At 70.3% G+C, this 12,126-nt stretch carries 11 protein-coding genes; 6 read left to right on the top strand and 5 right to left on the bottom strand.

Annotation, left to right across the window (positions count from 1 at the left end; genetic code table 11):
* Positions 1–63 precede the first annotated feature (63 nt).
* The 3 genes from SB754_RS17660 to SB754_RS17650 all read left to right on the top strand — a co-directional run bounded on the left by SB754_RS17660 (position 64) and on the right by SB754_RS17650 (position 3,606).
* Positions 64–1,374, top strand: coding sequence for a glutamyl-tRNA reductase (locus SB754_RS17660; RefSeq protein ID WP_410783715.1), 1,311 nt, complete (start codon positions 64–66; stop codon positions 1,372–1,374).
* A gap of 31 nt (positions 1,375–1,405) precedes the next feature.
* Entirely contained in the window at positions 1,406–2,029 is a 624-nt protein-coding gene (locus SB754_RS17655; RefSeq protein ID WP_410783714.1) for a GNAT family N-acetyltransferase, read from the top strand.
* A 188-nt stretch (positions 2,030–2,217) separates the two neighbouring features.
* Positions 2,218–3,606: a glycine--tRNA ligase gene (locus tag SB754_RS17650; protein ID WP_410783713.1), complete on the top strand. Its 1,389-nt coding sequence runs from the start codon at positions 2,218–2,220 to the stop codon at positions 3,604–3,606.
* Between the two features lie 100 nt (positions 3,607–3,706).
* Here SB754_RS17650 and SB754_RS17645 read toward each other — a convergent pair whose 3' ends face one another.
* Together SB754_RS17645 and SB754_RS17640 are read right to left on the bottom strand one after the other, a co-directional pair.
* Positions 3,707–4,090 (bottom strand): DUF805 domain-containing protein, encoded by a 384-nt coding sequence (locus SB754_RS17645; protein ID WP_410783712.1) that lies wholly within the window; start codon positions 4,088–4,090, stop codon positions 3,707–3,709.
* A 57-nt stretch (positions 4,091–4,147) separates the two neighbouring features.
* The gene (locus SB754_RS17640; RefSeq protein WP_410783711.1) at positions 4,148–5,242 is read right to left on the bottom strand and encodes a PrsW family glutamic-type intramembrane protease; all 1,095 of its coding nucleotides are present in this window, start codon (positions 5,240–5,242) and stop codon (positions 4,148–4,150) included.
* A 130-nt stretch (positions 5,243–5,372) separates the two neighbouring features.
* On the opposite strand from SB754_RS17640, the gene SB754_RS17635 reads away from it, so the two are divergent.
* The 3 genes from SB754_RS17635 (at position 5,373) to SB754_RS17625 (ending at position 8,899) form a co-directional block, all read left to right on the top strand.
* Positions 5,373–5,774 carry a hypothetical protein gene (locus SB754_RS17635; RefSeq protein ID WP_410783710.1) on the top strand — a complete coding sequence of 134 codons (402 nt, stop codon included), beginning with the start codon at positions 5,373–5,375 and terminating at the stop codon, positions 5,772–5,774.
* 16 nt (positions 5,775–5,790) lie between these two features.
* Complete coding sequence (locus SB754_RS17630) at positions 5,791–7,812, top strand: M13 family metallopeptidase (protein WP_410783709.1); 2,022 nt, start codon at positions 5,791–5,793, stop codon at positions 7,810–7,812.
* A gap of 178 nt (positions 7,813–7,990) precedes the next feature.
* Positions 7,991–8,899 carry a serine hydrolase gene (locus SB754_RS17625; protein WP_410783708.1) on the top strand — a complete coding sequence of 303 codons (909 nt, stop codon included), beginning with the start codon at positions 7,991–7,993 and terminating at the stop codon, positions 8,897–8,899.
* A 30-nt stretch (positions 8,900–8,929) separates the two neighbouring features.
* Here SB754_RS17625 and SB754_RS17620 read toward each other — a convergent pair whose 3' ends face one another.
* The 3 genes from SB754_RS17620 to SB754_RS17610 are packed head-to-tail and all read right to left on the bottom strand — an operon-like array spanning position 8,930 to position 12,077.
* Positions 8,930–9,403, bottom strand: a complete 474-nt coding sequence (locus SB754_RS17620; protein ID WP_410783707.1) for a GbsR/MarR family transcriptional regulator — start codon at positions 9,401–9,403, stop codon at positions 8,930–8,932.
* A gap of 29 nt (positions 9,404–9,432) precedes the next feature.
* Positions 9,433–11,127 (bottom strand): ABC transporter permease, encoded by a 1,695-nt coding sequence (locus SB754_RS17615; RefSeq protein WP_410783706.1) that lies wholly within the window; start codon positions 11,125–11,127, stop codon positions 9,433–9,435.
* Positions 11,124–12,077, bottom strand: coding sequence for an ATP-binding cassette domain-containing protein (locus SB754_RS17610; protein ID WP_410783705.1), 954 nt, complete (start codon positions 12,075–12,077; stop codon positions 11,124–11,126). The genes SB754_RS17615 and SB754_RS17610 overlap by 4 nt, the downstream gene beginning before the upstream one ends.
* Positions 12,078–12,126 lie beyond the last annotated feature (49 nt).

Here is a 12,126-nt window from a genome sequence, read left to right as displayed (position 1 = left end):
CTGGGCTGATCGCCCGCTGAGGGCCGATTCGAGGTTGGCCGGACGCGAGCGTAGGCTTTCTTCGTGCTTCTGTGCTTCTCGTCGAGTCACCGGACGGCGGACTTCGACCTCCTGGAACGGCTCGAGCGTCACGCTCCGGCCGTCACGGCCGCACTCGCGGAGCACAGCGACATCGTCTCGGGCGCGGTCGTACTGGCCACCTGCAACCGCTTCGAGGCCTACCTGGACATCGACGAGCCGCTTCCCGCCGCCCGCGCGGTGTCGGCCGAAGCTGTGCTGGATGCGGTGAGCAGCGCCGCGGGGATCGACCCCGAGACGCTGCGCAGCGCCAGCGCCGTCTACAGCGACCACGCGGTCGCCGAGCACTTGTTCGCCGTCACCAGCGGCCTGGAGTCCGTGGTGGTCGGCGAGGGCGAGATCGCCGGGCAGGTGCGCCGGGCGCTCGAATCCGCCCGGAGCGCCGGTTCGGTGACCAGCGAGCTGGAGCGCCTCTTCCAGCTGGCGTCGCGGACGTCGCGCGGCGTCAAGAACCGCACCGGCATCATGAGCGCCGGCCGTTCGATGGTCCGGCTCGCGCTGGACCTCGCCGAGAGCCGCGTCAGCGACTGGTCACAGACCCGCGTGCTGCTGGTGGGCACGGGCAAGTACGCCGGCGCCAGTCTGGCGGCCCTCCGCGACCGCGGCGTCAAGAACGTCCGCGTCTACTCGCCGTCCGGACGTGCACCGAAGTTCGCGCGGTCGCATGACATCGAGGCGGTGCCGGCCGACGGCCTCGTGGAGGCCCTCGCCGCGAGCGACCTGGTCGTGACGTGCTCCGCGGTCACGGACTACGTGCTCACCCGGCCCCTCGTCACCCAGGCTCTCGCCCTGCGCGGCGCACTGGAGCGCCGCCTCGTCATCGACCTCGGCCTCCCCCGCAACGTCGACCCGGCCGCCGCCGAACTGCTCGGCGTCGAACTGCTCGACCTCGAGACCATCAGCCTCCACGCCCCGCTGAAGGAGTTGCAGGCCGCCGACGACGCCCGCAGCATCGTCGACGCGGCCGCCGCCGAGTACCGCGCCCGGACGACCGAGCAGCAGGTCACCCCGGCCCTCGTCGCACTCCGCAAGCACGTGTTCGGCGTGCTGGACGCCGAGATCGAACGCGCGCGCAGCCGCGGCGACGACAGCGAGCAGACCGAGGCCGCCCTCCGCCACCTGGCCGGAGTGCTGCTCCACACGCCGTCCGTGCGCGCCCGCGAACTAGCCCGTCAAGGCGATGCGCAGGCGTTCATCGACGGCGCCGCCGCAGTCTTCGGAGTGGAGGCCGAGGTGGAGGCCGAGCCGATCCGCCCCCGTCTCGCCGCCGTGGACGACGAGTCCGCGGCGTCCTGACCCCGACCGCGCAGAACCCCGAGGAGCGACCGTGAGCGATGAAGCCACCAGCACCACCGTCCCGCCGCACGGCGCGACCAACCTTCCGTACTCCGCCGAGGCGCTGCGCACCGAGCGCCTGCTCCTGCGCCCGCTCAACACGGGCGATCTGGAGGATGTTCACGCGTACCAGAAGCTGAAGGACGTCGTCCGCTACCTCTACTGGGAGGTTCACGACCACGACGAGTCCGCGGAGCACCTGCGCAAGCGCATCGCGATGAACCGGCTGGCCGAGAACGGCGACGGGATCGTCTTCGCGGTCGAGCTCGCCGAGGAGGAGGGCGGACGGGGCCGGGTGATCGGCGACATCAGCCTGTTCCTCAAGAACGCCACCTGGGGCAAGTTCGAGATGGGCTGGGTGTTCCACCCGGCCGTCCACGGCCGGGGGTACGCCAGCGAAGCGGCGCAACGCGTTCTCGAGCTGTGCTTCGACACCCTCGGTGCGCACCGCGTCTTCGCCCAGCTGGACGCGCGCAACGACGCCTCGGCCCGCCTCTGCGAACGGCTCGGGATGCGCCAGGAGGCGCTGCTGCGCGAGACCGAGATCTTCAAGGGCGAGTGGACCGACACCGCTGTGTACGCGATCCTCGAGCAGGACTACCGCGCGGGCAGCTGAGCGGCCGGCGGCGTATCCCTGCTCCTGAATTCGGGAGATCGAGACCCGGCTCGAATCTCCGACGCTGCAGCCCGCATCTCCGACGGTGGGCGCCGGTACTCGAGCGGCCAGAACCGCCCCGGGGCGGCGGCGGTCGCATCCTCAGTAGGATGGTGGGGTCCCCACACACCCACCGCACAGGGAGCACCATGGCTGCACCGTCGAGACTGGATTCCGTCATCACGCTGGCTCAGCACCGCGGGTTCGTCTTCCCCTCCGGTGAGATCTACGGCGGTACCCGGTCCGCGTGGGACTACGGGCCCCTCGGCGTCGAGCTCAAAGAGAACATCAAGCGCGAATGGTGGAACGCCTTCGTGCGCGGCCGCGGCGACATGGTGGGCCTCGACTCGGCGATCATCCTGCCCACCCCGGTGTGGGAGGCCTCCGGACACGTCCAGGTGTTCAGCGACCCGCTCACCGAGTCGCTGATCACGCACAAGCGGTACCGCGCCGACCACCTCTTCGAGGCGTACGAGGCCGAGCACGGCCACCCGCCGGAGAACGGGCTCGACGATATCCCGGACCCGGACCACCCGGACAAGGTCGGCCAGTGGACGCCGATCCGCCAGTTCTCGGGCCTGATGAAGACCTTCCTCGGCGTCGTCGACGACGAGTCCGGCCTGCACTACATGCGGCCGGAGACGGCGCAGGGCATCTTCACCGACTTCGCGTCGGTGCTGCAGACCTCCCGCAAGAAGCCGCCGTTCGGCATCGGCCAGATCGGCAAGGCGTTCCGCAACGAGATCACGCCGGGCAACTTCATCTTCCGCACGCGCGAGTTCGAGCAGATGGAGATCGAGTACTTCGTCGAGCCCGGCACAGACGAGCAGTGGTTCGACACCTGGATCGACCTCGCCTGGGACTGGTTCACCGAGCTCGGCATCAAGCCGGAGAACATCCGCCGGTTCGAGCACCCGAAGGACGCGCTGGCCCACTACTCCAAGCGCACGATCGACATCGAGTACCGGTTCGACTTCGTCGGCAGCGAGTGGGGCGAGCTGATGGGTGTCGCGAACCGCACCGACTTCGATCTGAAGACCCACATCGAGCACTCGGGCAAAGACCTGAGCTACTTCGACCAGAACAAGAACGAGCGCTACGTGCCGTTCGTGATCGAGCCGTCGTTCGGTCTGACCCGCGCCCTGATGGCGTTCCTGGTCGACGCCTACGACGAGGAGCAGGTCCCCAACGCCAAGGGCGGAACCGACAAGCGCACCGTCCTGCGGCTCGACCCGCGCCTCGCGCCGGTCAAGGTCGCCGTGCTGCCCCTGTCCCGCAACGAGGCGCTCTCGCCGCTGGCCCGCGGCCTCGCGGACCGGCTCCGCAAGCGCCGCAATGTCGACTTCGACGACTCGGGCGCGATCGGCCGTCGCTACCGCCGCCAGGACGAGATCGGCACGCCGCTCGCGGTCACGGTCGACTTCGACTCGCTCGAGGACGACGCCGTGACGGTGCGCGACCGCGACTCGATGCAGCAGGAGCGCATTCCGCTGGAGGGCCTCGACCGGTACCTGGCGGAGCGCCTCAAGGAGATCTGAGGGGCTCCGACCCCGGGGAGGACGCCGCCGCGCCTGCCCGCTCGGCGGACAGGCGCGGCCGACGGCACTACTACACGTCGAAGCGCTTCACGCGGAACCGCTACACGTCGAAGCGCTCACCGGCGGGATTCGGCTTCCCCGTGAGCTGGACGATCAGGATGATCCAGCCGACCACCGGGATGAAGCCCCAGAACCAGTTCGCCCCCGACCGGTTCGTGTCGTGGAGCCGCCGCCACGTCACCGCGAGCATGGGGATGATGGTCGCCACGCTCCACAGCCCGGCCAGCCAGGTGAACGGCTGCACCGCGAGCGTTGCCCCCGAGAACGCCACAGAGGGCAGAGCGACGAAGAGGTACGCCCACCAGAACTCTGAGGCGCTTGCGCGACCGGTGAAGGTGCCGTACTTCGCCCAGAAGCGGAAGAACGCCTGTCCGATGGTCGCCCCACGTAGTGGCGCGGTCAGGGTGTTGTCGATGGTTGTCATGGTCCTGCTCATTTCTTATCGGTTGTATCCACCGATACCGACGAGCCGACCGCCGGGTTATGACGCGTGAGGGGCGATGGCCTCTTCGCGCCTGCGCCGGATGCGCCGCGAGATGAGCAGCCAGGCGAGTCCGCTGCAGAGGGCGAACAGCAGCTCGAACAGCAGCAGCGCTCCCCCGCGTGCGCCGTCCGGCCACGGCAGGGTCTGCGCGAGCCAGGTGGCGCCGTTGAACATGCCGTGGGCCGCGGCGACGGCGAGGTAGGCGAGCACCACGCTCACCGACAGCCGGAAGCGGCCGCCGCGCGCAGCGGCGAAGACGGCCGCGCCGAGGAGCGCCGAGAACACCGGGTGCAGGAACGGTCCCGTCAGCTCGCGTCCGATCACGGTCGCCAGGAAGACCCCGAAGCCCGCACCGTTCTCCTGCCCGCGGGCGAACGCCTCCTGGAGGTAGCCCAGGTTCTCGATGACGCTGAAACCGAGGCCGACGGCGCCTCCGACGAAGAGCCCGATGCGGGCGTCCTTCACCGGGAGCTTCAGTGCGAGAATCACAGCGGCGCTCACCTTGAGCAGCTCCTCCACGACTCCCGCGAGGACCAGCGCCAGTCCGCTCGGGTGCGCGGCCGTCCCCCCACCCAGTACGTCGATCAGTGTGTTGGCGGGCCCCGCGATCAGCGTGGCTGCCAGGCCCCCGACGCCCGCGATGACGACCAGCCGGGAGGCGGTCAAACCGTCCTCCGGCCGCAGCCGGTAGGCCATCGTGTACAGGATGGCGGCGGCCACGGTCGCCGCGCCGGTCACCAGCAGGTACGGGGAGAGCACCGCGGGTCCGTCGTCGCGGGCGTGAGGGGCGATGGCCCCGAGGAGCAGGCTGAACCCGAACAGCCAGAGCCAGATGAACGCACTCGCGCCGACGATGATCCAGCCGCCGAAGCGCCCGATCCACTTGCGCGGCGGGCGGGGCCGCCGCGCGGGCCGCGCCGGCTGCTGCAACGGGTACGTGTACGCCGTCCAGCCGGCGCCGCTCCACCAGCGCAGGAAGCGCCCGTCGTACGGGTCGCCGTACCAGCCGGCGGGCGGCAGCATCCCCTTCTGCGGCACCTGTCCGGAGGGGTTCTGTCCGGCGGAGGGGTTCTGCGAGGGGGCGACGGTCACCGGGCCAGCATACGAACTCCCCCTTTGCGCCGCCCCAGGCCGGGCCGGGGCTGCGCCGGGAGGGCGGCGAGCCTGCGGCGCCGCGCGGGGCGGGCCTGACATCCTGGGGGTCAGCACCAGAAGGATCACCATGCGTTTCACCACTCCGGGCCGGAAGGCCGCTGTCGTCGCGGTGCTCGTCGCGATCAGCGCCCTCCTGACCCTGCTGTTCGACGCGCTGCACTCGGAGGCCGGCTCCATCGTGCTGACGGTGTTGCAGGTGATCGCCTGGTACCTCGCGAGCAGGCTGTTCCGCGGGCCGGGCGAACCGGTGCAGCAGGCACGGCCCTGGTGGCGGATGACGAGCCGTCCCCTGCTCAGCGGGGCGTTCGCGGCGGTGTACGGGGTCCTCGCCGTGGTGAACATCGGGTTCTCGTTCGCCGGCTTCTGGAGTCTCTCCGGCACGGTGTCGATCCTGGCGGAGCTCGTGCTCGCCGCCCTCTTCGCGGTCTCCTACCGCCGCCTCGCGTCGCTGGCCCGCGCAACGGCCTGACCCGTAGGCTGGGCGCATGACGCTCGACTCCGGCAACCGCACCTCCGGCACCAGCAGCTCCGGGACCACCAGCTCCGGCATCAACACCGACGAACTCGACCAGGCGACCCGTCCGCAGGACGACCTGTTCCGGCATGTGAACGGCAAGTGGCTCGACCGCACGGAGATCCCGGCCGACAAGGCGCGCTGGGGCTCCTTCATGATCCTGGCCGAAGAGTCGGAGAAGGCGGTCCACGAGATCATCGAACGCGCACAGAGCGCCGACGAGGGCACAGAGGAGCGGAAATTCGGCGACCTCTACACGAGCTTCATGGACGAGGAGCGGGTGGACGCGCTCGGCGTCGAGGCGATCCGGGACGAGCTGACCTTCGCCGAGGGTGTGGACAGCATCCCGAGCCTGCTCGAGACCGTCGGAAAGCTGGAACGCCGTGGCCTCGGCGGCTTCTACCAGCTGTTCGTCGACAACGACCCGGGCGACCCGGAGCGCTACCTGGTGTTCCTGGAGCAGTCCGGCATCTCGCTGCCCGACGAGTCCTACTTCCGTGAGGAGCGGTTCGCACCGGTGCGCGAGGCGTTCGTCGCCCACATCCAGCGCATGTTCGAGCTGGCCGGTCTGGATGACGCCGCCGCCCGCGCCCAGCGCGTCTTCGACCTGGAGACGGCGATCGCCGCCCAGCACTGGGACAACGTCGCCTCCCGCGACTCCGAGAAGACGTACAACCTCTACAGTTGGGCCGACGCCACTGCGGTCTTCGACGGCGGCGCGGCGGCTGGTGAGGCGCCCGATCTCGACCTCTGGGCGAAGGCGCTCGGGGCGCCGCAGGACGCGCTCGCCGAGGTGGTGCTCCGGCAGCCGTCGTTCACGTCCGGACTCGCCGGCCTCCTCACCGAGGACCGCCTCGCGGCCTGGCGCGACTGGCTGGCCTGGCAGGTCATCCACGGTGCGGCGCCGTACCTCTCCGGCGACTTCGTCGACGCGAACTTCGACTTCTATGGCCGCACTCTGACCGGAACTCCGCAGATGAGGGCGCGCTGGAAGCGCGGCGTCTCCCTCGTCGAGGGCGCGATGGGCGAAGCGGTCGGCCGCGCGTACGTCGAGACGCACTTCCCGCCCGCGGCCAAGGAGCAGATGGATGCCCTGGTCGCCAACCTGATCGAGGCGTACCGGCAGAGCATCCGCACCCTCGACTGGATGGGCGAGCAGACCCGCGAGCGCGCCCTCGACAAGCTCGAGAAGTTCACGCCCAAGATCGGCTACCCGGCGAAGTGGCGCGACTACTCGAGCCTCGAGATCGACCCGACGAACCTGGTCGCCAACGTGCGCGCGGCAGCACTGTTCGAGTTCAATCGCGAGCTGGGCAAGATCGGCAAGCCGATCGACCGCGACGAATGGTTCATGACCCCGCAGACCATCAACGCGTACTACAACCCCGGCTTCAACGAGATCGTGTTCCCGGCGGCCATCCTGCAGTTCCCGTTCTTCGACGCCGACCGCGACTCCGCGGCCGACTACGGTGCGATCGGCGCGGTCATCGGACACGAGATCGGCCACGGGTTCGACGACCAGGGCTCCAAGTTCGACGGCGACGGGCGCCTCCAGGACTGGTGGACGGAAGCCGACCGGGCCGCGTTCGAGGAGAGGACGGCCAGCCTGATCGAGCAGTACAACGCCCTCGCGCCGGCGCAGGTGCCGGAGCACCACGTCAACGGAGCCCTCACCATCGGCGAGAACATCGGCGACCTGGGCGGACTCGGCATCGCCTGGAAGGCCTACCTGCTGTCGCTCGACGGCCAGGAGCCGCCTGTGATCGACGGCCTGACCGGTGCGGAGCGGTTCTTCCTCTCCTGGGCGCAGGCCTGGCAGCAGAAGGGCCGCGACGAGGAGGTCATCCGCCTGCTGGCGATCGACCCGCACGCTCCGAACGAGTTCCGCTGCAACCAGATCGTGCGCAACATCGAGGCGTTCTACGACACCTTCGGCGTGACCGAAGGGGACCGTCTCTGGCTGGCGCCGGAGGAGCGCGTGACCATCTGGTGATGAGTACCTTCTCAGGAGGATCGGTCGGGCCATGACCCCCGATCACGGGGTAACATCGTCCCTGTCGTCTCCGCGGGCACCCTCGCCGGACGCCGACGGGGCCGGGGTGGTGCTCCGCGATTCCGGAACAACCGACTCGGAAGACGCAACCTGTTCGGAAGAAAGGCCCAGCGACACCGTGACGATCCAGGCTCAAGAGTCCGCCCGCCGAGCACGGCAGGCCACGACCGGACGAGCCAGGCACCGCGCCCCGGGATCCGTCGAGACGTTCAGCCGCGGCTTCGACGCGCTGGGACGGCTCGCCGTCGCGGGAGTGCAGGTCTCGGCACGCGCGACCGACCTGGCCACCGGAGCAGTCCTGTTCTCCGTCGACGACCACATCGTCATGCCGACCGCGAGCATCGGGAAGGTCCTCCTCCTGGTGGAGGTGGCCGCGCGGCTGCAGTCCGGCGAGCTGAGCCCCCTGGCGCACCTCGACCGCGACCCGCGCGACATCGCGGGCGACTCCGGCATCTGGCAGCACCTGCATGTGCCGTCGCTGCCGGTCTCCGACCTCGCCGCGCTGGTCGGCGCCAGCAGCGACAACCTGGCGACCAACGTCCTGCTTCGGCGAGTCGGATTGGAGGCCGTGAGCGCCCGCACGGAGTCGCTCGGGCTGACCCGCACCGCCCTGCTCGACCTCGTCCGCGACCACCGCGGCCCCGACGACGCCCCGCAGCTGTCGGTCGGCAGCGCGAACGAGCTGACCTGGCTGTTCTCCGCGCTCGCCCGCGGCGAGATCGTGAACCCGGCCACCAGCCAGCGGGTCATCTCGTGGCTGTCGCTCAACAGCGACTTCTCGCTCGTCTCCAGCGCTTTCGGTTTGGACCCGCACTCGCACCGTCACCCGGAGCACGGCATCCTGCTCGTCAACAAGACCGGGACGGACGACGGCGTGCGCAGCGAGGTCGGCGTACTGCGCGGTCCGCGCGCCGGCGTGACCTATGCCGTCTCCACCTACTTCGACGACACGAGCCTTCCGGAGCGCCTGGCCGTCATCGACGGGATGCGCTCGGTCGGGCTCGACCTGCTCGAGTACGTCTTCTGAGAGCTGTCGGCCGGACCCGTCCGTCTGTTCTCAGCCGTTGCGGGTGGTGCGCACCTGCTCCCACTCCGCGATGATCTCCGGCAGCCGGCCCTGGATGAACCGGTAGAAGCCGGCCATGTCGCGCAGCCGCTCGGTCGCCGGTGAGGCGGGATCGCCGACAGCGGCGAGTCCGGCCTCCGCCTGGTCGGCCAGGACGCCGTAGATCGGGCTGTTCCGGACCATCAGCGCGTACCAGTCGCTCGGGATCTCGTAGCGGTCCCGTCGGCTCCCGGTCTGCGCGAGCCGGCGGATGATCCCCAGCGTCTGCAGGTAGCGGACGGCTCCGGAGATCGCGGCCGGGCTCACCTCCAGGCGCTGGGCGAGCTCCGCGGCCGTTAGCCCTGGCGCCTCCGTCACGGTCAGCGCCATCAGCACGCGCGCCGGCATCTTCGGGAAGCCGGCCGCCGTCAGCACCGCGGCGGAGTGCTCCATCACCTCGGCGAGCGCCGTCTCGTCTGTGGCCATGGAACCGTCCCGTCTCCCGTTCGTGCCGGCTACCCGAGCGCCAGGTCGCGGCGGCGGATCAGGACCGCAGCACCCGCGAGGGCGGCGACCGTGATGCCGAGCATCCAGTATCCCCCGGTCCAGTCGACGTCGCCCACCACGACAGGGGCATCGGCGAACGGGGACAGGTGGCGCAGCCATTCCGGAAGCTGCACGAGACCGCCGAAGATCCCGACGAAGGCGCCGACGCCCAGAGCGGCCCAGCCGACCGGCGCGGTCCAGCTCGGCAGCACCACGAACACCAGGGCCAGGACGCCCAGGTAGACCAGCGCGACAGGCGACTGCGCGAGCGCTGCGGAGAACGAGTCCCCGATGGTCGTGACCGATTCGCCGGCCGAGACCGCGGACAGGCCGGCCGCGACTGCCGCGGCCAGCAGGACCAGGACCACAGCGATCGCCCCGACGGCCAGGAACGACAACAGCCACCGCACCCGGGACAGCGGGGTGGCGAGCATCAGCTCCGCCGTGCCGGACGCCTCCTCCTGACGCAGCCGGATGACGGCCTGCACGGCCGCCGCAGCAGCCAGGACGCCCACGATGGACAGGATCGCCGAGATGAAGAGAGAGGTGAGCGGCCCGGACCCACCAGCGCCGATGCGGCGCATCGCCTCTCGGATCCCGGCCAGGTCGGGGTTCTGCGCGAGGGAACTGTTCACCACGCTCCCGAGCGCGCCTGCGAGCAGACCACCGAGCGCTCCTCCGATCGTCCAGCCCAGCACCGTCGGCGCCTGCAACCGCCAGGCGAGGCCGAAAGCCCCGCCCAGACGCCGGGAGGCGTCGGCTCGTCCGGCTCGGGACGCGATGAGACCTGCGCCCGAGTCACGGACCGCCTGCAGCGCGAACACCCCGGCGACGAGCACGGCCGCGAACGCCACCTGCAGGAGGACGGGGCGCAGGTCGTCGGCGGTGTATGCCCCGGTCTGCTCACCCCAGCCGATCGGACTGAGCCAGCTGGGCCAGGCCGGCCGCATCCGCAGGCCGTCCCCCACGGTCGTCGCCGTGGCGTCGCCGATGCCGCGCACCACGTAGGCGAGCACCACGACCGCCGCGGCGAATCCGTTCGAACCGCGTGACGTGCTGAAGACCTGGGCGAACAGCAGCCCGACGCCGAAGAACGCCAGTCCTGCACCGCCGGTCGCCGCTCCGGCGACGAAGGAGCCGCCGACGGGGAGACCGGCAGCGACGAAGCCGAGACCCGTGACGACCGCGAGCAGGATGTTCGCCACCGTGGCATGGACCACCGTGGCTGTCGTCGGCAGGAGCCGCCCGGCGGGCGTCGCGGCGACCAGCTCGGCCCGTCCCTGCTCCTCCTCCGCCCGGGAGTGGCGAACGGCCAGGAACGTGTTCATCAGCCCAGCCATCAGGGCGATGAAGGTGTAGATCTCGAAGAAGGTGAGGGCGGCGACACCTGCCCCCTGCGGAATGCCGCGCAGCACGAGGATCGTGGGGTTCGCGATCGCGAGCTGGATCAGTTGCGTCCGTGCCGCCGCGCTTCCGTAGGTCTGCTCGATGCTCTCGGCCGAGAATGCGGCAAGCGCTCCGATTGCGAGAACCCAGATGAGAAGCTGCCAGCGGTCCCGCCGGAGCCGTTGCCGGAGCAGCGCGCCGAGGGTGGAGGTGACACGGACCCGGGTCGCCGTGCTCCGGGCGCCCGCCGGGGTGAAGCCCGCTGTGGCCGTGCTCATCGGGACGCTCCGGCCGTAGTCGACCCGGCGTCGGCCATCGTGGTGCTCGGGTCGTCGCCGTAGTGGCGGAGGAACAGCTCCTCCAGCGACGGCGGGGCGACAGTCAGGCCGCGCACGTCCATTCGGGACAGCGCTTCGAGCACCGGGCCGAGCGCATCACTGTCCGCGGTGAACCGCACCCGGCCCTCTCGGACCTGCGCTTCATGCGCGCCCGGCAGCTGAGCCAGCGCCCCCTCTCGCATGCCGTCGGCGCGGAACGAGATTTCGGTGCGCGTGAGATGGCGGAGCTCGTCGAGCGTCCCGGTCTCGACGGTCCGGCCCGCGCGGATGATGCTGACGCGGTCGCAGAGCTGCTCCACCTCCGAGAGGATGTGGCTGGACAGCAGCACGGTCGCGCCTTCGCCGGCCACCCGATGGATCTCCGCGTCGAACACGGCCTCCATCAGCGGATCGAGGCCGCTGGTCGGCTCGTCGAGGATGTAGAGGTCGGCCGGTGTCGCGAAGGCGGCGACCAGCGCCACCTTCTGGCGGTTGCCCTTCGAATACGCCCGGCCCTTCTTCGTCGGGTCGAGCTCGAAGACCTCCAGCAGCCGCTTCTTGCGGGCGGCATAGGCCGCCTTATCCGTTGTGCCGCCCCGAAGCCGCCCGAGCAGGTCGATCGCCTCACCGCCAGAGAGGTTCGGCCACAGGCTCACGTCGCCGGGGACGTACGCGATCCGCCGGTGGAGCGTGACCGCATCCCGCCACGGGTCACGGCCGAACAGTGCGGCCCGGCCTCCATCGGCCCGGGCGAGACCGAGGAGGACCCGGATCGTCGTGGACTTGCCCGCACCGTTGGGCCCGAGGAAGCCGTGAACGGTGCCCTCCGACACCGTGAGGTCGAGCCCGTCGAGGGCGTGCACCCGTCCGAACCGCTTGACCAGCCCGGAGACATCGATGACTGCATCCATAGGCGGGATGCTACGCCAGTTTCAGTAATTTGTGAAAGTTGTGGATTGC

Origin of the sequence: Leifsonia sp. SIMBA_070, from assembly GCF_046534635.1 — a bacterium.
In the GTDB taxonomy this organism is placed as follows: Bacteria; Actinomycetota; Actinomycetes; order Actinomycetales; family Microbacteriaceae; genus Leifsonia.
Note: the sequence above shows the minus strand (reverse complement) of the source record. Positions and strands in the feature narration are given on the sequence as shown.